Consider the following 22,261-nt stretch of genomic DNA (forward strand, 5'->3'; position numbering starts at 1 on the left):
GGGGTGTGCGGGAGCTGGGGGCCCCGGGGTTCACGGCGGCGCTCGACGGGGGGTGGCCGTCCGTCGCCACGGCGGCGGCGCGGGCCGCGAACGAGCGGATCCGTGAGGCGCGGGCGGCGGAGGTGGTGGCCCGTGCGGCGGCCGCGCGGGAGGCCTCCCAGGACCCGGACGACCCGGACATGCCGTCCGAGTTCCCCGAGCGCTGGTCGAAGTTCCTCCCGCCGGACGATGTGTCGTCGCGGCTGCGGACGCATGCGAAGCGGAACGGGGGCGAGGAGGAGCCGCCGGAGTAGCGGTGGCTCGACACTGGGGCTCCGCCCCAGACCTCGCTCGCGTCCGCCCACCCGATTGCCCGGCAGCGGCCCGGTCTGCCGACGCGCCGTTGTCGGCTGCGGCGCCGTACCGCCGCTTCGCGGCGAAAGCTTTCCCGCCCACCCGCCCGATACCCGGCAGTTGCCCGCCCACCCGTCGGTAGCTCTTTCAGCCCGTCCGGCGTTTGAGGACGAACTCGGCGGAGGCGGTGATCTGCGGTTACCTCGCGGCCGGCGGAGCCGGAAGGATTCGGGTAGGGGTGGGGTTGGGGAAAAGTTACGCCTTCCAGATGCCCAGCTCTGCGTGCTCCCGAGCGAAATCCGCGAAGTCGCGCGGGGCCCGTCCCAGAATCCGCTGAACCCCCTCGGAGAGGTGCGCGTTGCGCCCATCCAGATTCGTCTCGAAGAGTTCGATCAGGAATTCCGCCTCCTCCGCCGGCACCCCGTACTCCGTGAGCGCGCCTCCGTACTCCCGGGCGGAAACCGGCACATAACGAATCTCCCGCCCCGCAGCCGCCGAAATCTCCGCCACCGCATCCCGGAACGACAGCAGCCGTCCCCCGGAGACCTCCACGACCTGCCCCGCATGCCGGTCATCGGCCGCGCCGAGCACCGCGACCACCACATCCGCGATGTCCCGCGTGTCGATGAACGGTTCGAGCACCTCCCCGGCGGGGAACACCAGCTCCCCGGCCCGCATCCCGTCGAGGAGCGGACCCTCGCTGAGGTTCTGGGCGAACCAGCTGGCCCGTACGACCGTCCACTGCGCGCCGGACTCCCGCACCGCCCGCTCGGCCGGCTCCGCCTGCTCCTCGCCCCGTGCCGAGAGCAGCACGATCCGGCGCACACCGAGCGCCACCGCCTGCCGGGCCAGCGCGCCCACCGCGTCGCCCGCGCCGGGCGCCCCGACGTCCGGCTGGTACGCGAGGTACGCCGCGTCCGCGCCCCGCAGCGCCGCCTCCCACGTCGTGGGGTCGTACCAGTCGAAGCGCACCGCGCCCGACCGCGAAGCGGCCCGCACCGTGAACCCGGCCGCCTCGGCGGCCTCCACGACCCGGCGCCCGGTCTTGCCGGAAGCGCCGGTGATCAACACCGTCTTGTTCTGCGTGTCCAACTGCTGCGTGTTCAACGCGTTCTCTGTCATGACTTCAGTGAACTGCCGCGCGCCACAAGGAACCATCCGTCAGGGGCTCACCCCCATACGCGTGCGTCTACGCTTCCGGTATGGACGTACTCGCAGGCTTGCTGGAGGGCCCGCGCGCGCGGGGAGCCTTCATGATCCGGGCGTGCTTCGAACCGCCCTGGTCGGTCCGTATCGCGGACGAAGCGCCGCTCTCGGTGATGATCATGGTCCGTGGCACCGCCTGGATCGTGCCCGAGGACGGGGCCGCGCCCCAGCTGATCCGCCCCGGCGACGTCGCCATCGCCCGCGGCCCCGACCACTACACCTGCGCCGACGACCCGGCGACGCGACCGCTCGCCGAGATCCAGCCGGGCGAGCGCTGCGTGCCGCTGGGCGGCGCCCCGTTCGGGCAGTACAAGGACCTGGGTCTGCGGGCCTGGGGACAGTCGCTCGACAGCCCCGTCGAGATGCTGATCGGGACCTATCAGGCGCGCGGCGAGATCACCGGACGGCTGCTCGACGCGCTGCCCCCGCTGCTCGTGCTGCCCACCGACGTGTGGGACTGCCCGCTCACCCCGCTGCTCGCCGACGAGATCGCCAAGGACGAGCCGGGCCAGGACGTCGTCCTCGACCGGCTGCTCGACCTGCTGATGATCGCCTCGCTGCGCGCCTGGTTCTCGCGGCCGGAGGCGGCGGCCCCCGCCTGGTACAAGGCGATGGGTGATCCGGTCGTGGGGCAGGCGATCCGGCTGCTCCAGGACGACCCGGCGCATCCCTGGACCATCGCCGCGCTCGCCGCGAAGGCGGGGGTCTCGCGGGCCGCGCTCGCCCGGCGGTTCTCCGAACTCGTGGGCGAGCCGCCGATGGCGTATCTGACGGGCTGGCGGCTCGCGCTCGCCGCCGATCTGCTGCGGGACGGCGAGCAGACCATCGCCGCGATCGCCCGCCGCGTCGGGTACGGCAGCGCGTTCGCCCTGTCCAGCGCCTTCAAGCGGGTGTACGGGGTCAGTCCCCAGGAACACCGGTCGCGGGCGGCGTAGCGTGGCAGGCATGGTGTACGCCGAGCGGGCGTCGCGCGTGGCCGGCGCGGTGCTGTGGACCCGCACCGGCGCCGCCGACGCCCGGAGCGTGCGGCCCGTCCTGCCCGACGGCTGCATGGACCTGCTCTGGTCCGGTGGCAGGCTCCTGGTCGCGGGGCCTGACACCCGCGCGTACCATCCGGGCCCGGAGTCGGCCGCCGACCGTTACGTCGGCATCCGCTTCTACCCCGGCACCGCCCCCGCCTTCCTCGGCGTCCTCGCGCACGAACTGCGCGACCGCCGCGTCGAGTTGGCCGACCTGTGGCCGTCCGCCGAGGCGCGCAGGCTGACCGAGCGGATGGACGCGGCCCGGGACCCGGTGGCCGCCCTGGAGTCCCTCGCCCTGGAGCGCGCGGGCCGCGCGGAGCCGCCCGACCCGCTGATCACGTACGTCGTCAAGGCCCTTGAGGCGGGGCGGAGCATCGCGGCGACCGCCGCCGGGGCGGGCGTCAACACCCGCCTCCTGCACCGGCGTTCACTCGCCGCGTTCGGCTACGGCCCCAAGACCCTCGGCCGGGTGCTGCGACTGCAGCGCGCACTCGCCCTGGCCTGGGAGGGACTGCCGTACGCGGAGACCGCGGCCGTCGCTGGCTTCGCCGACCAGGCCCATCTGGCCCGCGACGTCAAGGAGTTGACAGGGATGCCGCTTGGCGAACTACTGCGCGGACGCTAGAGGCGCGAACAGGTCCACGCCATTGCCATCCGGGTCCAGGACAGTGGCGTACCGCTGGCCCCACGCCGCGTCGAACGGCTTGAGCTCACTGCGATATCCCGCACCGGTCAGCTCCGCGTAGGCGGCGTCGACGCCCTCGGGCGTCCCGCAGTGGAACGCGAGACCGATGCGGCCCGCGCCCTGCGGCGGCTCCCAGTCCTGGACGAACGAGCGGATGGTCTCCTCCGTGTCGAAGGCGATCCGCAGACCGCCCGGCAGCGCCGCCTCCACGTGCGGCTGCGCCTCGGATCCGGCCGGGAGGTCGAGGCCGAGGCGGCGGTAGAATTCAAGGGCGGCGGCCATGTCCGAGACGACGAGGCCGACGAGATCGAAGCGGGGTGTGATGTTCGTGTTCATGCCTCGCAGCGTAGGCAGCGGCCCCGGGCCCGGTCTTGAAGGAAACGGACGCCGCGCCACTCCTTGCCGCCGCCCGCTCACGGTCGTACATGTGCAGAGAAGGCATGAGAGAAGGCATGTACGGGCCGACACGGGAGATGACCGACATGTGCGCCATGCCCACGGCGACCGCACCGAGCAAGTACCCGCTCAGCCCCGTACGCCTGGAGGCCGATTATGCCCCCGCGCTCTCCCGCTGGCTCTGGCTGGTGAAGTGGCTGCTCGCGATACCGCACTACGTAGTGCTGCTCTTCCTCTGGATCGGCTTCCTCCTGGTCACCGTGGTGGCGTTCTTCGCGGTCCTGATCACCGGCGGCTATCCACGGGCGCTGTTCGACTTCAACGTCGGTGTGCTGCGCTGGAGTTGGCGCGTCGAGTACTACGCGTACGGATCACTCGGCACCGACCGCTATCCGCCCTTCACGCTGCGGGACGTCCCCGACTATCCGGCCCACCTGGACATCGCGCACCCCGAGCACCTCTCCCGCGGCCTGGTCCTCGTCAAGAGCTGGCTGCTCGTCCTGCCCCAGCTCCTGGTGGCCGCGCTGCTCTCGGGCGGCTACCGCTTCAACGGCGGGCTCGCCGGGCTCCTCGCCTTCTACGCCGGCGTCTCGCTGCTCTTCACGGGCCGCTATCCGCGGGGCATGTACGACCTCAACATCGGTCTGCACCGCTGGGTCGTGCGCGTCATGGCGTACGGCCTGCTGCTCACGGACGTGTATCCGCCGTACCGCCTCGACCAGGGGGAGCGGGAGCCCCTTGGCTGACTGTCCCGGTCCGCGAATCCTCGCTACGGTGGGAGCCATGGACTTGCCGAGCGACAACCGACTGGCGGCTGCCGTCGTGGCCCACCGAGGCCGTGTGCTGCTCGTGCGGCGCAGTGAGACGGAGCGTTTCCTGCCTCGGGTGTGGGGCGTTCCCTGCGGGAAGCTCGATCCGGACGAGAGTCCGGGCGCGGGTGTGCTGCGGGAGCTCAAGGAGGAGACCGGGCTGCTCGGCGAGGTGCTGCGCAAGGTCGGCGAGTCGTCCTTCGTCAGCCGGTATCGCGGGCACGAGGTGAAGAACTGGCAGGACAACTTCCTTGTCAGGCCGCTCACTTTCGACGTGTCCCTTCCGCTGCCCGACCAGGAGTACCGCTGGCTCGCCCCCGCCGACATCGGCACGGTCGAGATCGACGACTACAACCGGGACATCGTCGAGCAGGCGTTCAGCGCGACGGCGTTCAGCTCCTGGCGCTGATCAGTGCGAGGAGTGACTCCAGTTCGGCCAGATACTCCTTGACCTCCATCGGCCGTTTGGCGACCGCCTCCGCGCGGCTGCCCGCCTCGGCCTCGGCGAACACGTCCGTGTGGGTCCGCCGCCCCGACCCGGTCTCCAGGAACAGCGTCACCGTCGTCTCCGGCGCAGCGCACCACGCCCGGTGCAGCGCGTACGACGGAAGGCCGTAGCCGCTGCCCGCCGCGTACTCGGCGTTCTGCGTGAGCCGCAGCCGCGCGGGGCCCGCCGGTTCCAGGAGCCAGTGGCCCTCCTCGTCCGACAGGGACTCGCGATACCAGGACGCCGCGAGCCCACCGCCGCCCGCGTCCTCCACCGGCTCGTACAGCTCCATGCCGAGGGTGCCCCGCACCACATAAGAGGCAAGCGGGGAGCGGTGGTTGTGGATGTCCTCGCGGCCCGTCGCGCGGGCGCCCGGATGCCAGATGTGGGCGCGCAGCATGTGCCGGGGACCGCCGTCGACAAGGAGCAGCTTGTCGAAGCCGAGCACATGGCGGTACGAGAGGAGCGCGCAGCCCGAGGGGTCGCCGACGCCCGTCGCCAGCTCGCGCACCAGGGCAGGCAGTCGCTCGGGCGCGCCGAGGCGGGCGACGACCGTGCGTGCCGCCCGCACCAGGTCCTCCTCGGGCAGCCCCTCCAAGGTCCCTTCGAGCAGCCGCCGGGCCCCGTGCACATGCCGACCACCCATGCGGTCACCCTCCCCCTGGTCGCGAGCGCGCCGGGGGATCACCTACCCGGCTGATACATCCATACGGCATGTGCCCGCAGCGCCGAAAGGCCTTGATAGGTCATCCACATCGGGCGGCCGAGATCGTATCCGTCCCAGTTCCAGATCCCGTCGTCCTGCTGCCGCCACACCGCGCCCACCGCGCCGGAGAGCAGCGAACGCCACGCCTCCTCGCGGCCCTCGTCGGCGGCGATCTCCCAGGCGTCCGGCGTGAGCAGCGCCCGCACCATCCAGGCGGCGGTGAAGTGCCGTACGGCGAGGACCTCTTGGCGCCAGGAGTCGACGGGGTGCGGGCGGCGCACCTCCTCCTGGGTGTTGCGCAGGTCGGCGCAGTCCTCGTGGTCCGGCGCCGGGCAGGCGAGCAGCCAGCGGATGCCGTCCTCGCGGGCGGCCCGTGTGTTGCTGTCCTCGCCGAGCACCCGTGCCGCGCGGTCGAGCGCGACCACCGCCTGGGCGGTGTGCACGGAGGACGGGCGCGTGACGGGGGCGCGCAGGGCCGGGCCCCAGCAACGCCGGTGCTCCCGCTGGGGATCGGTGATCGTCCGGTCGACCAGCTCGGCCCGAAGCCGCGTCAGGGCGGGCGACTCCGGCGCGGCGCGCAGCAGCCCGCGCAGCATCGTCGTCACGACATGGGTCCTGCCGAGCCCGGACGGTTCGAGCTCCTCGGTGAAGCGTGCCGAGCACTGCGCCGCCTCCGCCGCGAGCCGCACCGGGTCCGCGCCCGCCCGCGCGAGCGCACCGAGCACGAGCGCGGTCACCTCGGGGCGCGGTGTGGAGCCCTGCGAGCGGGCCGCCCAGCCGCCGTCCGCGAGGCGCAGCCGCCACAGGGTCTCCACCAGTTCCGACGTACGCAATTGGCCGTCGGGCAGGCCGAGTTCGAGCGCGATGTGCAGGCCGTACGCGGTGCCGGTCGGCGTGGGCCGCACCGGCCGGGTCGGCTCGTCGAGCGCGTGCGCCCAGCCGGTGAGGCGGCCGCGCTCCGGGTCGTCGAAGCCGGCGAGCTCGGCGGTGAGCGTCGTGTGGGTGGCCGCCATGAGGTGCCTCAGCGGTCCGGGGGCGGGCGCGACGGCGGCGGGAGTACGGGGTTCAGGGACGCGGACGGTGGTGTCCGCCCCGGCCCTTGCCCGGATCAGCGCCGCCGCGAGCCAGGCGGCGACGCCCGTCCCGATGCCGCTGACCGCCGCGATCGCATAGCGGGCCGTGTCGCCGGATAGCGCCTCCGGCAACACGCCCACCAGGGACTGGAACACCGCGTACCCCGCGGCCGCGCAGCCGAAGCCGCCGAGCCAGCCCACGAAGCGGCCGGGTCGGGAGTCGTCGGGCGGGGGAGGAGGTGTGGCCGGCGGCCTCAACGGGCCGCGGCCCAGCCGCGGTTGTGACAAGGGGTGCTCCCTCCCCCCAAGGCGGCACGTGGTTCGTCGTTGACTCCCAGTCTAGTGCTGAGTCACCCGGAAACTCCGGTGAAGGTGAAGGTGAAGGTGAACGCGAACTGCGCGGGGGCGGCGTGGAGTTCGTGCCGGGGCAGCACGCCGGGACCGCAGGACTGCGAACCGATGCCCTGCTGGCCGTGGTCGAGATGGACCCACACGGTGTCGCCGGGGACGAGATCCGTGCGGTGCCGGGCCGCGTCCAGCTGCTCGGTAGTCCAGCGCCGCGCCGTGAACCAGAACGCCGGATCGCCTTCGACGCGTACGCCGTCGCCGGCGAAGGAGGTGCGCAGCTCGGCCCAGCGGACGTCGGCGCGGGCGCCGTTCTCCTGCGGGCGGACGTAGGGGGTCTGCATCCGGTCGACCGGCATGAAGTGCCTGCCGACGACGGAGGCCGCCGCCGTGTCCGGATACGCCTCGCCGGGCCCGCCGCCGAACCAGTGCGCGTACCCGTACGCGGCGGGAAGGCCGAGCCGGACACCGAGCCGGGGCAGCGGCACCGGCCACTCGCCCTCGGGCGCCACGGAGACCATGAGCCGCAGCCGGGAGCCGTCGGACGTCCAGCGGTACACGGTGCGCAGGCCGATGTCGCGCGCGGCGGGCGCCACGCGGGTGCGGACGGTGAGCGCGTCGTCGGTCAACTCGACGGCGTCCAGACGGTGTTGCATGCGGTGCAGGCCGAGCTCGCGCCAGAGCACGCCGTTGCGCCGGTCGGACTGCCAGGAGGCTCCGTCGTCGTTGTCGGTGGGGGCGCGCCAGACGTCCAGACGCGGGGCGGCCCGCAGCGGGATGGAGCCGAGGGTGTGCAGTTCGCCGGTGCGGGCGTCGAAGGTGCCGGGGCCCAGGGTGACGCGGCCGAGCGTGACGGGACCCGTGTCGGACGTGGGCCGTGCTCCGGTCGCGGCGCGGGGCACGGGGCGCGCGGTGACGGGGAAGTCGGCCCGCGCGACGACGTGATCGAGCTTCGTCCAGTTCGTCTCGACGGCGACCATCGCCGTCAGGTGCAGCCGTGTCTCGGCGTCACGGGACTCCAACGGCACGTCCGGGAGCTTGAGTTCGACGGATTCGCCCGCCGCCAGGTCCTTCGGCACGGCCAGTTCACCGCCCTCGCCCGCCGCGTCGCCGTCGCTCACGTACGTCCACTCGAAGTCCAGATGCGAGAGGTCGGCGAAGTCGTGCAGATTGGTGACCCGGACCGTCCCCGCAGCCCCGTCGTACGCGAAACGCACCGGCTGGATGACCGCCTTGTAGTCCGTCAGGCCTGGCGACGGCGTCCGGTCGGGGAAGAGCAGCCCGTCGCAGACGAAGTTCCCGTCGTGCAGCTCCTCGCCGAAGTCGCCGCCGTAGGCGAAGCCGAACTCCGGGTGCGCGATGCCGTGGTCGATCCACTCCCAGATGAAGCCGCCCTGGTTGCGCTCGTGCGCCTCGAAGAGCTTCTGGTACTCGCTCAGGCCGCCGGGGCCGTTGCCCATCGCATGCCCGTACTCGCAGAGGATGAAGGGCAGTTGACGCCGCGATGCCGGTCCGTCGTCGTCCTCCTTGCGGCCGATCCGCTCGACCTCGGCATGATCGGCGTACATCCGCGAGTACATGTCGGTGTCCGCGCAGGACCGGTCGCCCTCGTAGTGGATCAGGCGGTCGGCGTCCCGCTCGCGGATCCAGCGGGCCATCGCCGTCAGGCCGCGGCCCGTGCCGCACTCGTTGCCCAGGGACCAGATGATCACCGAGGCGTGGTTCTTGTCGCGCTCGACCATGCGGGCCGCGCGGTCCAGGAGGGCGGGCGTCCAGCGGTCGTCGTCGACGGGGTTGGCGCGCCAGTCCTGGACGGTGAAGCCGTGGGTCTCCAGATCGCACTCGTCGATGACCCACAGGCCCAGCTCGTCGCAGAGGTCGAGGAAGGCCGGGTGCGGCGGATAGTGGCTGGTGCGGACCGCGTTGATGTTGTGCTGTTTCATCAGGCGGATGTCGGCGAGCATCGTCGCGAGGTCGAGGGTGCGGCCCGTCTCCGGGTGGAACTCGTGCCGGTTCACGCCCCGGAACAGGATGCGGCGGCCGTTGACCTTGATGACACCGTCCTCGACGGCGACCGTGCGGAAGCCGATCCGCAGCGGGATCCGCTCGCCCGCCGTGGCGAGCACCCCGTCGTACAGGCGGGGCGTCTCGGCCGTCCACGGCTCGACGGCCACCGTCACCGCGTCACCGGTCGCCACGTCGATCCCCAGCTCGGGCACGGTGACCCGCCCCGCCACGTCGGACGCGACCCGCAGCGTGCCCGTCCCCGCGCGATGGTCGTACGAGGCATGGGTGAAGAAGTCGAGCGCGCAGCCCTCGGGGCGGTGCAGGAGGGTCACGTCGCGGAAGATGCCCGGCAGCCACCACTGGTCCTGGTCCTCCAGGTAGGAACCGGACGACCACTGGTGGACCCGGACCGCGAGGACGTTGCCGGCGCGGCGCAGCAGCCGCCCCACGGCGAACTCGTGCGGCAGCCGTGACCCCTTGAACTCCCCGAGGTCCGTGCCGTTCAGCCAGACGCGGGCGCAGGACTCGACACCGTCGAAGCGCAGCACGTTCCCGCCGTCCGCGGGCCAGTCGCCCGGCAGGTCGAAGACGCGCAGGTGGTCGCCGGTGGGGTTCTCGGTCGGTACGCGGGGCGGGTCGACCGGGAAGGGATAGTTCACGTTGGTGTAGGCGGGGGCGCCGTGGCCCTGGAGCGCCCAGGTGCCGGGCACCGCGATGTCGTCCCAGGAGGCGGCGTCGTACCCGTCGGAGGCGAAGGAGTCGTCGGTGTCACCGGCGGTGGCGGAGAGGCGGAAGCGCCAACTGCCGTTCAGGGAGAGGGAGGCGGCGTCCGACCGCGCGTACCAGGCGCGGGGCGGGAGGCAGCCGGAACCGGGGGATACGTCCTCGTAATAGGGGAGATCCATGGTTTCCATCAGACAGCGGCGAGGCGGGGCCTCACAACACTCACGCGGCGGGGGTTGTTGGATTCTCGGCGAGCGATTTGGACGAATGACGCGCCGGATGCGGATTTCGTTGAATGTAGTTGATCAGTCAGTGGAAATCATCTGAGGTGTGGCACTCCGGGCGCGATATCGGTAGCCTCCCCGAGTGTGACCATCAGCCAGCCGTCCCCGCCCGCGACCCTGCCCGCCCAGCTCCCGCAGACCGGCCGCACCCGCCACAGCAGGCTGCGCGAGCAGGGCGGCCTGGAGCGCGCGGAGCTCGAAGCGATCCTCGACGCGGGATTCGTCTGCCATCTGGGCGTCGTCGTCGACGGCCACCCCATGGTGGTCCCCACCGTGTACGGCCGCGACGACACCCATCTGTATCTGCACGGCTCGGTCGCGAGCCGCAGCATGGCCGCCGACCCGGACGCCGAGATCTGTGTGACCGTGACCCATGTCGACGGCCTGATCCTGGCCCGCTCGGTCTTCGAGCACGGTGTGAACTACCGCAGCGCGATGATCTACGGCGTACCGCGCAAGGTCACCGACCCGGAGCGGAAGCTGCGGGGCCTGCGGCTGCTGACCGAGCACGCGACGCCCGGCCAGTGGGACTACGCGCGGCGCCCGAGCCGCAAGGAACTCGCCGCGACGACCCTGCTCGCCCTGTCCCTCGAAGAGGCGTCCGTCAAGACGAGCGTGGGCCCGCCGGACGACGGCGAAGGACCGGACGCCGCGCTCGGCGTCTGGGCCGGAAACCTTCCCCTGACGGCCAGTTGGGGAACTCCGGTGCCGGATCCCGCGCTCGCCGAAGGCATCGGGATCCCGCCGCACATCGCCGCGCGCGGCGGGACCCGCCAGGGCCGACCTCCGTCAGCCGGGACCCGCCAGGGCTGACGCAGGTCGGCTCACGGCTGCACGGGGGCCTTGCAGCCGTGCGCCTTCGCCGATCCCTCGGCGAACGCCTTCAGGGCGGCGCGCTCGTAGGCCCGGTCGGCCGCGGTGGGCTTGTCCCGCTTGTCGCTGCCGTACGAGGGGGACCCGGAGCCCGGCGGCTCGACCGTGAACAGGGCCCGCTCGCCGCCCTTCTCGCACTCCGCGCTCGCCCAGTACCCGCCGAACACGAGAGGCCCGGCCGGGGCCACGCCCAGCATGCGGTCGCGCTCGATGTAGTCGTGGCGTTCCAGGTAGCGGTACCGCTCGTCCTGCGCGTACGGGCCGTAGGAAGCCTTCAGCCGGTAGCCGCCCTCGACGTCCGACGCGGCGCCGGCCACCGGGCGCCCTGCCCCGTCCACGGACCCGGCGCCGACGACGCACATCTCGACGGGCGTCCCGCGCCGTGCGCCCTCCCAGGCCCGCGAGACCGCGGAGCCACGCCCCGGAACGCCCTCGCAGGACGCGGTGGCATCGGCCAGCGGCACGCTCTCGTCCTCGTTCACGTCGAGCGGCACCGAACGCGGACGCTTGCCCAGGTCGGCGTCGCAGCCCCAGTGGGCGGAGGCGTTCGCGGCCGTGGCGGTGGCCGTCCGGGCGAACGCGGTACGCACCGCAGGGTCCTCGGCGCTCCTCCCCTCGTCCTCGGCCCTGACCGTGACGAGCAGCCCGCCCCGGCCACGCGCGCAGTCGAGCAGGACCGAGGTGGTGGCACCGGCGCCGGAGAATCCGTCGCCGGCGGCGAAGGTGCTGTTCCACCCCTGGCCCAGCGCGGCCGGCGGCAGCACGCCGCCCACGTCCGGATACACCCCGCCGTCCTGCCCGAGGTAGTCATCGCGCCGCTGCTGCCGCGCGGCGGGACCGTCGTCGTCCTTCGCCCGCCGCTCCGGCACCGCGCGCACACTGACCTTGAGCGAGCCGTGCCGCGTGGGCTTGCCCGTGCCCTCTTCGACCTTGCGCAGCAGCGAGCACTCCACCCGCAGCGAGGCGTCGGCGAGTTCGCCCTCCGTGCGGTTGTCGGTGTCGGGGCCGTCGTCGAAGGGCCCCTCGCCGAGCACGTCACGCACCTCGGCGGAGGGCAGCACACCGTCGCAGGCCCCGTCGATCTGCCGCTGCGTCGCCCAGCGGTCGTAGCCCCCGCCGAACCAGAACCACCCGCCCGCGAGCAGCGCGAGGGCGAGCACCGCCCCGGCCGCCCCGGTCAGCTTCCGTCCCGCGCCGGACCGCCAGGTCAGCCCCGCCACTCCTCCACCTCTCCCATGATCTCGGTGTTCCGGCAGTGCGCACGCCGCGGCCAGCCGTCCTCCGCCGCCAGATAGCGGTCGAGCACGGCACGCGCCTGTGCGGAGATCCGCCGCCGGTCCTTCTTGTCGAGGACGACCGTGTCCTCGTACTGGAAGTCGAAGGCGGGCACCACCGAGACACGGTGGTACGTCGGCCCGGCGTCGCACGCCGACCGTGCCCAGAGCGCGAGCCGCGGGTCGTCGCCCGACGACTCGATCCTCAACTGCCCGTCGGCGTCGGGCTCGTGGGTGCTCTCGTTGCCGCCCGGCACATCACCGGAGTCGCCATGACGCTCGTACGCGCCCGCCCCGACGACCCCCGACCAGCTCTCCGCGCTCGCCGCCTTGACCTTCCGCTCCCCGGCCAGGCCCGCGGTGTCGTCCCACTCGCCGGCACAGGAACCCGCGCGCTCGCTGTACGTCGTGTCGTTGCCGTCGAACCGCCAGCGGCCCGGCGTGAACTTCAGTGCCTTGGGCGAGAACCAGTCGCAGAGCGCGGAGCCGTCGGCGCTCCTGCCCGCCTTCAACGGCCGCCCGCCACAACCCTGTTCGCGGATCACCCAGTCGGCGGCGCGCACCGCCGTACGGGACGCGAGGAGCCGATCGCTCTTCGGTACGTCGATGGAGTCGTCGGCCGACGAGGGCACCTCCACGGACACCAGCAGGTCCTTCGACGGCCGGACCCGCCCGGTGAGCCCCTTCGGGCAGGACGCCAGGAGGGTCGCCGACACCTGCTCGGGGCCGATGCCCTCCGAGCCGCCCGCACCGCCGAGCGCGCTGCTCGGCAACGGCAGCCCGAACCCTCCGCCGGGCGCATCGGCCGGGCCGAGCAGGGCCTCGGCCCGCACCCGGACCACCGGCTCCTCATCGCCCCACCGCACGGTGCAGTCGAGCAGCGACCTGCTGGGCTGCCCCGGCCGCAGCATCGTCCCGTACTCGCGCAGCTCACCCGCCGTGTCGTCCGGCAGCAGGTGGCCCACCCCTTCGGGCAGCAGGCCCGCGCACGCCTTCGCCAACCGCTCCTTGTCCGCGGCCAGTTGCTCGGTGTGTGCCACCGACCGCGACACCGCGATCCCGGTGCCCGCGGCGACGGCGAGCACCGTCACCCCGGCGACAAGCAGCCACGTACGCCTGCGGACGTCACGCAGCTTGGGCATGGCGCTCTCCCTCCCCGTGTACATGATCAGGAGAGCGACGCTATCAACCGGTGAACATGCCCTGAGGCGAGGGCTAGCGGAACTTCAGCTTCCCGGACAGGAAGCTGAGCGCCACCGACTCGGGGGACTCGTCCAGGGCGAAGGCCCGCGCCTTGATGAGCGCGAGGGCGTCACCGACCGAGCGGCCCGTCTGCTCGGACAGGGCGCCCGCCGCCTGGTGCACCGCGGCCCGGATGTCGGCGCCGCCGTACAGCCCGGGATCCGCGTCGGGGCCGAGGAGCACGCCCGCGGTCAGGGCCGCGGCGACCTCGTCCAGCGCCCCCGACCCGGCTAGGGCCGACGGGGGGTCGAAGACGGTCAGCGTCCCGATGCAGCCGGCCGCGGCCCGCAGCGGCAGTGCGACGACCGAACTCAGGCCGAGGGCGGCGAGCCCCGAGCCGTAGCCGGGCCAGCGCTCCTCGATGGGGGGGCCGGATGCGGACACCCTGCGGCGGGAGCGGGCCGCGTCACGGCCGGGCCCCGCGGTCAGGACGTACTCAAGATCCTGGGCGCCGCGCGATGGCCGGTCCGAGGCGGCGACCGCGAGCTGGCTCAGATCCTCGCCGACCAGCGTGAGCGCGGCACTGGGCGTCCCGCAGGCCTCGGCGACCCCGGCCATGAACAAGGGCCGGCGGCTGCCCCGGGTCGCCGGCGGCCCGCCACCATGCCCCTTCGCCCACTCCCGCACCCTGCGGGCGTACGACTCCTGGAGCCGGGCCGTGGTGAGGTGCCGCTCCGCGACCGCGCGGTGCCGCTCCGCCATCGCCGCATGGAAGACGCGGCCGGTTTCCGCGAACAGCCGTTCGTGTTGCTCGGCGTTCGCCGTCTCCCGTGCTGCCCGGTCGCTCGCCCGTACGGCACGCTGCCAGGCGGCAGCGGCGCGGTCGTTCCCCCACGCTGAACTGCCTTTCATGGCACCCATGTTCATCAGAATACGGCTAGCCAGGTGTACTGCCGCCGGTGTCGGCGACATCTTCCATCAAGAGGACGACACCGCCGTTGTGGCCGTCGAACGGGGAGCAGATGACCGAGCAGTCGATGCTGCGGCCGATCCGGTTGACCGCCGGGATGACCACGGGGCCCTCCCGCTTGCCCGAGGCGACGCACTGCTGGATGGCATCGCGAAGGCGGTCGGTGGGCAGCCCGAAGTCCAGGGCGAAGAACGGCTCGTCGAGCACCTCGTCCGGGCGCAGGCCCCACAGGTCGACCGCGCCGCGGTTCCAGTTCTTGGTCCGCATGTCGGCGGAGAGCACCACCACACCGGCCGCGATGCTGCTCACCACCCCCTCCAGGAAGGCGTGCGCCTCGTCCAGGTCCGTGGTGCGCAGGCGCATCTCGTCGTTCATCGTCTCGAGCTCTTCATTGCCCGACTGGAGCTCTTCGTTGGTGGTCTCCAGCTCCTCGTTCGTGGACTGGAGCTCCTCGTTGGTCGTCTCCAGCTCCTCGATGCTCGACTGGAGTTCCTCGTTGGTGGTCTCCAGCTCCTCGTTCGTCGACTGGAGTTCCTCGTACGCCGTCTCCAGATCCTCACGGACGCGCTTGACCTCGGCCTTGAGCCGGGTGGCCTGGGTGACGTCAAGGAACGTGACGTTGATGGCCACCGGCAGACCCGGGCCGCCCAGGATGGGCTGGATCTCGATGTCGAAGTACTGCAGGTCGTTGCCGAGCCTGCGCTCGGAGCCGCGGACGTGCATCGTCCGGCGTTCGTAGGTGGCCTGGTCGATGAGCGAGCGGAGCTCGGTGGGGCGGTAGGAGATCTCCAGGTCCTGGAAGGGCCGCCCCACGTCGTTGGCCGTCAGGCCGAACTGGAGCCGCGCGCCGTTGTTGATCAGGATGACGGTTCCGTTGCCGTCAATGGCGACGCTCGCCCCTGGCGACGCGTCCAGGACCATGTCGCGCAACTGGCCCGCCCGGTTGGCCTGTTGGGCCTCCGCCACCACAGTGGCCCTGGTCTTCATCGGGGTCGTCGCGGGGTAGGGCGGCGAGTTGCCGCCCGGGCGGCGCCGGAAGACGCGCTGGCGGATGCTGACCGCCTCGAACCGCTCCCCGTCGTTCAGGAGCATCTCGGCCTTGCCGAGGAAGAGGAAACCGCCCTCGCGCAGGGCGAAGTGGAAACGGTCGAGGATCTGGGTCTGCGCCTCGACGTTGAAGTACATCAGCGTGTTGCGGCAGACCAGGAGGTCGAGGCGGGAGATCGGGGCGTCACGGGTGATGTCGTGGCGGCCGAAGATGACCCGGCGCCGCAGATCGGTCCGGAAGGCGTAGTGGTTGCCGGAGCGCTCGAAGTATTTGTCCCGCAGTTCCTTGGAGAGCGGCTCCAGGGCCTTGGCCTGGTAATGCCCGGCGCGGGCGTCGCGCAGTGCCTCCTCGTCGACGTCCGTGGCGTAGATCTTGACGCGGCTGACGCACTCGTCGAGGCCGAGTTCCTCCGCGAACATCATGGCCAGCGAGTACGCCTCCTCACCGCTGGAGCAGCCCGCGCTCCACACCCGGATCTCCGCGTGGGAGGCTATGTCCGCGAGCAGTCGGGGCAGCACGTCGCGCCGCAGCAGGGCCCACGAGTCCGGGTCGCGGAACACCGAGGTGACGTTGATCAGGATCGTGTTGAACAGCGCGCGGAATTCGTCCGCGTCGGTCTCCAGGAGATCGCGGTAGTCCGCGTACCCCTGCACACCGACATCGACCATCCGCTTGCGGATGCGGCGGCCCAGGGTGGACCGCTTGTAGCCGGTGAAGTCGAATCCACGCGCGTCCCGGATGAAGTCGAGGAGATCCTCGAGTCCCTGGTCGACCACCTCGCTGTCCTTCTCACGGCGCTTCCGCGGACGGTCCTCGGCGGCCGACGGGCGCTCCTCCGTGTTCGGCGGGCCTCCCTCCGTATGCGGCGCATGCTCCTCGGCAGCCGGCTCGGGGCCCTTTTCGTTCTCGGTGCCGGACGGCTCACTCATCACTGCCTCTTGTTCTCGACAAGTCCGCGGATTGCCGCGGCGATTTCCTCAAGACGGAGCACGAAGTCCACGGCCCCCGTGCCGACCGCCGCCGTGGGCATCCCCGCGAACTGCGCGGTCTCCGGATCCTCCGCGATCACGGTCCCGCCCCGCGACTTGACCGCGTCCACGCCCATCGCGCCGTCCACGCCGGTGCCGGTGAGCACACAGGCGATGGCCCGCGATCCGTACGCACCGGCCACCGACTCGAAGAGCAGGTCCGCAGAGGGGCGCACGAAGTGCACGAGCTCGCTGTTGGACAGCGTGAGGATGCCCTCGGGGCCCACCAGGAGGTGCCGGTCGGGCGGTGCCAGATACACCGTGCCCGGCTTGACCCGCTCCTGGTCATCCGCCAGCTTGACCCCGAGGGTCGTGCGACGGGTAAGAACTTCCGCCAGGAGCGTCCGATGGCGCGGATCGAGGTGCTGGACCACGAGCACGGGCACCGGCAGATCGGGGCCGAGGGCGCCCAGAAGCGCACCGAGAGCCTGGATACCGCCGGCGGACGACGCGACAGCCACGATGGCGTACTGCCCCGATGCGTGCTGTTCCGACGTCATGCTCCGAGCCTAGTCGCTGGGCGTCGCATCAGCGGCGCGCAGCCGGGCGGCAGGGCCTCTTGTCGCTGCTCGGACGATCTGCTTGACTCCGCCCGCCAGAACGCCCGGATCGCCATCACACCGGCATCACACCGGAGGAGGCCGCCATGGAGATCACCCGCAGACGTCTGCTGTCCGCCCTGTCGGCCGCCGGTCTCCTGGCGGTGATCCCCGCGTCGCCCGCCGGTGCGGCCGTCGCCGACAGCGCCCGGCTCATCGCCAACACCGTCGCGGTCTTCGCGGGGACCGCCGAGTCCAACGCACGGCCCGAGACGGCCGCCAAGCTGGCCGCCATCGACACGACGGCGCGGACGAACCTGAAGGCGATGGACGACGCGGCCGACGGCGAACTGTTCGCAGGACTCGCGCTCGGCACCGACGACGCCAACCTCAACACGGCCTTCAAATGGCTGTACGAGATCGCGCTGGCCACCCGTGTGCCGGGCACCCCCTCTGATCTGTACGGGAACACCGCCGTGCAGCGCCGGGTGATCGACGGCCTGGTATGGCTGCACGAGCGCTACTACGGAGACCAGTCCAAGGGCTACTACGGCAATTGGTTCAACTGGGAGATCGGCATCTCCCAGCACGTCAGCAAGACCCTCGTGCTCCTCGCCGACGAGGTACGGGCGTACCGGCCCGACCTCATCACCACGTACGTCACCTCAATGGACGCCTACCTGCGCAACGGCACCGACGGGGACGTGAACCTCGACTCGCGCTTCCACACCGGCGCCAACCTCGCCGACATCACCACGAACCGGATACTGCAGGGCGCGCTGCTTCCGGAGGGAGGCGAGGCCCGCATCCGCAAGGCGCTCACCGACCAGCTGACGGTGTTCGTCACCATCGACCCGTACCACCTGAACCACGGGGTCACGGACGGCTACTACGCCGACGGCTCCTTCATCCAGCACGCCTCCGTCGCGTACACGGGTTCGTACGGGAAAGGCCTGCTCACCCGGGTCGTGCAGACGCTCAAGATCCTCGACGGCACGGGCTTCGCGCACGGCGACGAGCTGGTGCCGACCGTCCAGAAGTGGGTGCGCGACGGCTTCGCGCCGCTCATCTTCGAGGGCTGGATGATGGAGATCGTCAAGGGACGCGCGGTGTCGCGGACGGCCTCCGGCTACACCGATGTCGCGGTGGTCGTCGAAGCCGTCGTCGACCTCTCCTCCCTCTCCACCGGCGGGGACGCCACCGCCCTGAAGAGCTACGTCAAGCACGTCCGGGCGACCTCGCGCACCGCCCTCAACCCCACGGGCTTCGTCTCCCCGGTCAGCATCGTCCGCTACGCCGACATCATCGGCGACGCCTCGGTGCCGCCCGCCGACCTCAACCCCGCGGCGCGCAGCGTCGCCTTCAACGCGATGGACAAGACCGTGCACCGCAGACCGGGTTACGCCTTCGCACTGGCGCGCAGCTCCGACCGGATCAGCAAGTACGAGTACATGAGCGGCGAGAACCTCATGCCGTGGTTCCAAGGCGACGGCGCCCACTACCTCTACCTCTCCGGCCAGGACCAGACCCAGGCGTACGGCGTCGACTACTTCACCACGGTCTCGCCGTACGGCCTGGCGGGTGTCACCGCACCCGTCGAGCGGCGCCGCACGATCCCGGAGCTCTACGGGAAGCCGTACTACGACAACCCCGGCCACCCGCTGAACTTCACTTCTTCCTCCGAGTCGCAGAACAAGTACGTCTACTTCCCGCGCGGCACCGCAGGGCACTCAGGCGGCGCCGTGCTCGGGACGTACGGGGCGGTGGGAATGGTGCAGTCGAGCGATGTCGCTTTTGGCGACCGGGAGCTGCTGCCCGAGGACTTCGTCGTCCACCGCAACGCGACGGCGACGAAGTCCTGGTTCCTGCTCGACGAGGAGATCGTGGTGCTCGCCGCGGGGGTCGGCGACGACGCGGGGCGTGCCGTGACGACGACGGTCGACGCGCGCACCGCGGCGCCGGACGACCAGGTGTCCGTCACGGGGATGCTGCGTGACGGCCGCCCATGGACCGGCGCGGGCACGGGCGACCTGTCCTGGCTGCGGTACGCCAACGCCACGCAGCGCACCGCCGTCGGCTACGTCTTCCTGGACACCCCGAAGGTACGGGTCGCCCTCGACCGGGTCACCCGGAGCCGCCGGGTCGTCCGCACCGCGAACCCGGACACGCCCGTGACGCGCAACGTCCTCGGCGTGACGGTGGACGGCGCGGCCGGGGCCCAACCAGCGTGCCTGGCCTACGCGTTGGTGCCGAACGCGGCCGACGCGGCGCTGCGGTCGTACGGCTCGGGGCGGCCGCTGAAGGTCCTCGCGAACACGGTGCGGCTGCAGGCCGTCACGCACACGGGCCTCGGCCTGACGGCCGCGAACAGCTTCACCGCGGGGCGCCACGAGGCCGCCGGCGTACGGCTCGACGGCCCCTCCTCCGTGCTGGTGCGGCGCACCGGGCGCGGCGCCGAGACCACGGTCGCCGTGTCCGACCCGACCATGGACCGGGACACGGTGAGCGTCCTGCTCCGCGGCCGCTCGCTGCGGGAGGTCACGGCCGACGACGGCGTACGCGTACGCCGGGTGCACGGCGGAACCCGCATCGACGTGCGGACCCGGCATGCGTACGGGCGGAGCTTTACGGCGCGGCTGCGCGGCTAGGAGTCGTCGGCGGTGACGGCCCCCACCGGGCACGCCCGGACCGCCTCACGCACCAGGGGGTCGCCGCCGCCGTCCTCGCGTCCTGGCAGCACCTCGCTCAAGCCGTCGTCGTCCTGGGTGAAGACGCTCGGCGCGGTGAGCGCGCACATGCCCGCGCCCACGCACCGTTCCTTGTCCACATGGACCCGCATGCTCATCTCCTGTCGGTCACCACGTCACGGGGAGTTCTAGCATCCCCTGGATGGTGTCGCCGGGCTTGAAGGGAATCTCCGCCGCGGGCACCGCGAGGCGCAGCTCCGGCATGCGCTCGAAGAGGCTGCGCAGGGCGATCTCCAGCTCGGCGCGGGCCAGGTTCTGGCCAAGACACTGGTGCACGCCGAAACCGAAGGCGAGGTGGTGACGGCTCGCGCGGCGGAAGTCGAGCTCCTCCGGCGTGTCGTAGGCCGCGGTGTCGCGGTTGATGAGGGACGTGGAGAAGACGACGCCGTCGTGCGCGCGGATGGTGTGGCCCGCGACGTCGATGTCCTCCTTCGCCACCCGCAGCATCCCTTCCGCGATGGACAGGAAGCGCAGCAGTTCCTCGACGGCGGCCGGCACCAGGTCCTGCTCGGCGCGGAGTTCGGCGAGCTTCTCCGGGTGCTGGAGGAGCGTGAACGTACCGAGGGAGATCATGTTCGCCGTGGTCTCGTGCCCCGCGACGAGCAGCAGCGTCGCCAGGCTGAGCAGCTCGCCGCGGTCCACGGCGCCCGCCGCGAGCTGCCGCTGGATCAGCTCGTCGAGCAGACCGTCGCCCGGCGTGCGCCGCTTGTGCTCGATCAAGTCGTCGAAGTAGGCGTCGAGTTCGTCCCGTGCCCGCTGTACGTCATCGGCGCGCGGGCCGCGCAGCAGCCGCCGGGACTGCTCCTCGAAGAAGTCGTGGTCCTCGTAGGGCACCCCGAGCAGGGCGCAGATCACCATGGACGGCATCGGCAGCGCGAACGCGCCGACCAGCTCGGCCGGCGGCCCCTGTTCGGCCATGGCGTCCAGGAGGCGGTCGACGATCTCCTGGATCCGGGGCCGCAGCGCGGCGACGCGTTTGACCGAGAAGCTGGGGATCAGCATGCGGCGCTGGGCGTTGTGCACGGGGTCGTCGACGCCGAGCAGAGCGACGCGACGGTTGCGGACCTGGGCGAAGCGTTCGGTCGGCGCGGGGAACGCCTCGTTCTCGCGGTCGGTGGAGAGCCGTGGATCGGCGAGCAGTTCGCGGGCGACGCGCTGTCCGGTGACCGCCCAGACGGAACGCCCGTCAAAGAAGGTGACCCGGGAGAGCGGCCGCTCGTCGCGCAGCGGTTCGTAGGCCTCGGGCGGGTGGTAGGGGCAGGTGCGGTCTTGGGGGAAGGAGATGGATGCGGCTGCGGCTGAGTCCGTCATGGATGTACCTCACAAGCGGAGAGGCTCCCTTTTCCGGATCCCATTAGATGCCTGGGGCATCTAGTTCGTACACCGCAAGACAGGCCAGATGGGAGCGGTTTCGGCGGCTGCGGGTGGCCGGAATCGCTCCGTCCGCTCAACCTCCTTGCGTCCGGGGCTCCGGGTGCACGCGGAGGCGTACAGGCGCGTCGCGGGGGCGTGCAACCAGGGGGAGGGCTTGATGGGCGCGCAGGGCGGGCAGGGGTTCGTCAGTTCGTCCGCGACCCCGTGAGGGCGACAGGGCTCTGTGCGCCCGCAGGAATGGTCCATTCCGTACCTCTTGAATCGCTACTCTCCCTCCATGCGCATCCCCGCCTTCGTCGATATGCGACCCATTGGGCGATGTAACCTCGATTGTCCCTTCTGCTTCGGTCCGCGGCATGAAGTTCCCTCCATGTCACGGGGCGTCGCGCTCAAGGTCGCGGCCGCGCTGAAGGACGGAGGCGTGCGCGGCGTCGTCATCTCCGGGGGTGAACCGACCTTGCTCTCCTATCTCGACGAGCTCGCGGCGGCGCTGCGAGAACCCGACGCGGACGGCTCCTCCCCGAAGGTCGTCCTGAGCACCAACGGCCTCGCCCCGCTGCGGACGATGGAGCGGGTGCTGCCCAGCCTCTCCTGGATCGCGCTGCCCCTGGAGTCCGCCGACGCGGACGAACACCGTGCGCTGCGCACCGGCGTCGCGCCGCACCGGGAGCGGATGCTCCGTCTGCTCGGGGAGGTGCGCAGGCATCACCGGCATGTCCACGTGAAGCTCGGCACGGTCGTGACCAGGGTGAATGTCGCGGGGGCGCCCCGTGTCCTGGACCTGATCGAGGGCGACTGCCTGCCCGACGTGTGGAAGGTGTACCAAATGTCCGAGACCAATTACGGTGCGGACAACCGGGACTGGCTCTCCCTCGGCGACGAGGAGTTCGAGGACGTGGTCCACCGGTGCGAGGACGCCGCCCGTGAGCGCGGTGTCGCCCTGCGCGTGTACCGCAACCGCAGCCGTAAGGGCAGTTACTTCTTCATCGATCCGGACTGCGAGGTCGTCGTCATCGACGAGAGCGGCGAGCGGCGGATGGGCAACTTCTTCGACCGGCTCGCGGAGAGCTCCGAAGAGCTGCCGACCGCGGTCGAGGGGTCCAGGAACATCGAGAATTTCACCGGCACTTACCCGGACGAGTGAGAGGGC

Annotated in this window: 19 protein-coding genes and 1 pseudogene; 8 read left to right on the forward strand and 12 right to left on the reverse strand. The window is 71.6% G+C overall.

Going from position 1 to position 22,261, the window contains the following annotated elements; translation table 11 throughout:
* Positions 1-293: pseudogene (locus ACFWY6_RS13535) on the forward strand (hypothetical protein); the annotation flags it as partial.
* A gap of 295 nt (positions 294-588) precedes the next feature.
* Here ACFWY6_RS13535 and ACFWY6_RS13540 read toward each other — a convergent pair.
* On the reverse strand, positions 589-1,455 hold the full coding sequence (locus ACFWY6_RS13540) for an NAD(P)H-binding protein (RefSeq protein ID WP_384688849.1): 867 nt from the start codon (positions 1,453-1,455) through the stop codon (positions 589-591).
* Between the two features lie 80 nt (positions 1,456-1,535).
* Between ACFWY6_RS13540 and ACFWY6_RS13545 the strand changes: the two genes are divergently transcribed.
* The gene (locus tag ACFWY6_RS13545) at positions 1,536-2,474 is read left to right on the forward strand and encodes an AraC family transcriptional regulator (protein ID WP_384688852.1); all 939 of its coding nucleotides are present in this window, start codon (positions 1,536-1,538) and stop codon (positions 2,472-2,474) included.
* A 13-nt stretch (positions 2,475-2,487) separates the two neighbouring features.
* Positions 2,488-3,186, forward strand: a complete 699-nt coding sequence (locus tag ACFWY6_RS13550; RefSeq protein WP_384688930.1) for a helix-turn-helix domain-containing protein — start codon at positions 2,488-2,490, stop codon at positions 3,184-3,186.
* Here ACFWY6_RS13550 and ACFWY6_RS13555 read toward each other — a convergent pair.
* Entirely contained in the window at positions 3,169-3,570 is a 402-nt protein-coding gene (locus tag ACFWY6_RS13555) for a VOC family protein (protein ID WP_384688933.1), read from the reverse strand. The genes ACFWY6_RS13550 and ACFWY6_RS13555 overlap by 18 nt on opposite strands.
* 167 nt (positions 3,571-3,737) lie before the next feature.
* Between ACFWY6_RS13555 and ACFWY6_RS13560 the strand changes: the two genes are divergently transcribed.
* Complete coding sequence (locus ACFWY6_RS13560; RefSeq protein WP_384688939.1) at positions 3,738-4,388, forward strand: DUF4389 domain-containing protein; 651 nt, start codon at positions 3,738-3,740, stop codon at positions 4,386-4,388.
* Between the two features lie 37 nt (positions 4,389-4,425).
* Entirely contained in the window at positions 4,426-4,860 is a 435-nt protein-coding gene (locus tag ACFWY6_RS13565) for an NUDIX hydrolase (RefSeq protein WP_360766744.1), read from the forward strand.
* Here ACFWY6_RS13565 and ACFWY6_RS13570 read toward each other — a convergent pair.
* The 3 genes from ACFWY6_RS13570 to ACFWY6_RS13580 all read right to left on the reverse strand — a co-directional run bounded on the left by ACFWY6_RS13570 (position 4,844) and on the right by ACFWY6_RS13580 (position 9,974).
* Positions 4,844-5,584 (reverse strand): hypothetical protein, encoded by a 741-nt coding sequence (locus ACFWY6_RS13570; RefSeq protein ID WP_384688854.1) that lies wholly within the window; start codon positions 5,582-5,584, stop codon positions 4,844-4,846. The two genes, ACFWY6_RS13565 and ACFWY6_RS13570, sit on opposite strands and share 17 nt — an antisense overlap.
* A 38-nt stretch (positions 5,585-5,622) precedes the next feature.
* On the reverse strand, positions 5,623-7,005 hold the full coding sequence (locus ACFWY6_RS13575; protein ID WP_384688857.1) for a hypothetical protein: 1,383 nt from the start codon (positions 7,003-7,005) through the stop codon (positions 5,623-5,625).
* 62 nt (positions 7,006-7,067) lie between these two features.
* On the reverse strand, positions 7,068-9,974 hold the full coding sequence (locus ACFWY6_RS13580) for a glycoside hydrolase family 2 TIM barrel-domain containing protein (RefSeq protein WP_384688861.1): 2,907 nt from the start codon (positions 9,972-9,974) through the stop codon (positions 7,068-7,070).
* A gap of 186 nt (positions 9,975-10,160) precedes the next feature.
* Here ACFWY6_RS13580 and ACFWY6_RS13585 point away from each other — a divergent pair, with 186 nt between their 5' ends.
* Positions 10,161-10,889 carry a pyridoxamine 5'-phosphate oxidase family protein gene (locus ACFWY6_RS13585; RefSeq protein WP_384688864.1) on the forward strand — a complete coding sequence of 243 codons (729 nt, stop codon included), beginning with the start codon at positions 10,161-10,163 and terminating at the stop codon, positions 10,887-10,889.
* Positions 10,890-10,900: 11 nt separating this feature from the next.
* Here the strand turns inward: ACFWY6_RS13585 and ACFWY6_RS13590 are convergent, their stop codons facing one another.
* From ACFWY6_RS13590 to ACFWY6_RS13610, 5 genes are all read right to left on the reverse strand, one after another.
* Positions 10,901-12,169 carry a hypothetical protein gene (locus ACFWY6_RS13590; RefSeq protein WP_384688866.1) on the reverse strand — a complete coding sequence of 423 codons (1,269 nt, stop codon included), beginning with the start codon at positions 12,167-12,169 and terminating at the stop codon, positions 10,901-10,903.
* Complete coding sequence (locus ACFWY6_RS13595) at positions 12,157-13,365, reverse strand: hypothetical protein (protein ID WP_384688869.1); 1,209 nt, start codon at positions 13,363-13,365, stop codon at positions 12,157-12,159. The genes ACFWY6_RS13590 and ACFWY6_RS13595 overlap by 13 nt, the downstream gene beginning before the upstream one ends.
* 73 nt (positions 13,366-13,438) lie before the next feature.
* Positions 13,439-14,326 (reverse strand): GAF domain-containing protein, encoded by an 888-nt coding sequence (locus ACFWY6_RS13600; RefSeq protein WP_384688872.1) that lies wholly within the window; start codon positions 14,324-14,326, stop codon positions 13,439-13,441.
* Positions 14,327-14,342: 16 nt separating this feature from the next.
* The gene (locus tag ACFWY6_RS13605) at positions 14,343-16,352 is read right to left on the reverse strand and encodes a CheR family methyltransferase (RefSeq protein WP_384688876.1); all 2,010 of its coding nucleotides are present in this window, start codon (positions 16,350-16,352) and stop codon (positions 14,343-14,345) included.
* The gene (locus ACFWY6_RS13610) at positions 16,352-16,951 is read right to left on the reverse strand and encodes a chemotaxis protein CheB (protein WP_384688879.1); all 600 of its coding nucleotides are present in this window, start codon (positions 16,949-16,951) and stop codon (positions 16,352-16,354) included. Before ACFWY6_RS13610 ends, ACFWY6_RS13605 begins: the two co-directional genes overlap by 1 nt.
* A 146-nt stretch (positions 16,952-17,097) precedes the next feature.
* Between ACFWY6_RS13610 and ACFWY6_RS13615 the strand changes: the two genes are divergently transcribed.
* Complete coding sequence (locus tag ACFWY6_RS13615) at positions 17,098-19,638, forward strand: polysaccharide lyase family 8 super-sandwich domain-containing protein (protein WP_384688883.1); 2,541 nt, start codon at positions 17,098-17,100, stop codon at positions 19,636-19,638.
* Here ACFWY6_RS13615 and ACFWY6_RS13620 read toward each other — a convergent pair.
* Together ACFWY6_RS13620 and ACFWY6_RS13625 are read right to left on the reverse strand one after the other, a co-directional pair.
* The gene (locus ACFWY6_RS13620; protein WP_266871668.1) at positions 19,635-19,829 is read right to left on the reverse strand and encodes a ferredoxin; all 195 of its coding nucleotides are present in this window, start codon (positions 19,827-19,829) and stop codon (positions 19,635-19,637) included. The genes ACFWY6_RS13615 and ACFWY6_RS13620 overlap by 4 nt on opposite strands.
* Positions 19,830-19,845: 16 nt before the next feature.
* Positions 19,846-21,048: a cytochrome P450 gene (locus ACFWY6_RS13625; protein WP_384688887.1), complete on the reverse strand. Its 1,203-nt coding sequence runs from the start codon at positions 21,046-21,048 to the stop codon at positions 19,846-19,848.
* 364 nt (positions 21,049-21,412) lie between these two features.
* Between ACFWY6_RS13625 and ACFWY6_RS13630 the strand changes: the two genes are divergently transcribed.
* Entirely contained in the window at positions 21,413-22,255 is an 843-nt protein-coding gene (locus ACFWY6_RS13630) for a radical SAM protein (RefSeq protein WP_384688942.1), read from the forward strand.
* The last annotated feature ends 6 nt before the right edge of the window (positions 22,256-22,261 follow it).

Source organism: Streptomyces sp. NPDC059037 (assembly GCF_042740015.1).
Classification (GTDB): Bacteria; Actinomycetota; Actinomycetes; order Streptomycetales; family Streptomycetaceae; genus Streptomyces.

Coding starts and splice junctions, on each gene's coding strand:
- ACFWY6_RS13540 (WP_384688849.1), bottom strand. CDS start 1,455: ATGACAGAGAACGCGTTGAACACGCAGCAGTTGGACACGCAGAACAAG.
- ACFWY6_RS13545 (WP_384688852.1), top strand. CDS start 1,536: ATGGACGTACTCGCAGGCTTGCTGGAGGGCCCGCGCGCGCGGGGAGCC.
- ACFWY6_RS13560 (WP_384688939.1), top strand. CDS start 3,738: ATGCCCACGGCGACCGCACCGAGCAAGTACCCGCTCAGCCCCGTACGC.
- ACFWY6_RS13565 (WP_360766744.1), top strand. CDS start 4,426: ATGGACTTGCCGAGCGACAACCGACTGGCGGCTGCCGTCGTGGCCCAC.
- ACFWY6_RS13570 (WP_384688854.1), bottom strand. CDS start 5,584: ATGGGTGGTCGGCATGTGCACGGGGCCCGGCGGCTGCTCGAAGGGACC.
- ACFWY6_RS13580 (WP_384688861.1), bottom strand. CDS start 9,974: ATGGATCTCCCCTATTACGAGGACGTATCCCCCGGTTCCGGCTGCCTC.
- ACFWY6_RS13595 (WP_384688869.1), bottom strand. CDS start 13,365: ATGCCCAAGCTGCGTGACGTCCGCAGGCGTACGTGGCTGCTTGTCGCC.
- ACFWY6_RS13600 (WP_384688872.1), bottom strand. CDS start 14,326: ATGGGTGCCATGAAAGGCAGTTCAGCGTGGGGGAACGACCGCGCCGCT.
- ACFWY6_RS13605 (WP_384688876.1), bottom strand. CDS start 16,352: ATGAGTGAGCCGTCCGGCACCGAGAACGAAAAGGGCCCCGAGCCGGCT.
- ACFWY6_RS13610 (WP_384688879.1), bottom strand. CDS start 16,951: ATGACGTCGGAACAGCACGCATCGGGGCAGTACGCCATCGTGGCTGTC.
- ACFWY6_RS13615 (WP_384688883.1), top strand. CDS start 17,098: ATGGAGATCACCCGCAGACGTCTGCTGTCCGCCCTGTCGGCCGCCGGT.
- ACFWY6_RS13620 (WP_266871668.1), bottom strand. CDS start 19,829: ATGCGGGTCCATGTGGACAAGGAACGGTGCGTGGGCGCGGGCATGTGC.
- ACFWY6_RS13625 (WP_384688887.1), bottom strand. CDS start 21,048: ATGACGGACTCAGCCGCAGCCGCATCCATCTCCTTCCCCCAAGACCGC.
- ACFWY6_RS13630 (WP_384688942.1), top strand. CDS start 21,413: ATGCGACCCATTGGGCGATGTAACCTCGATTGTCCCTTCTGCTTCGGT.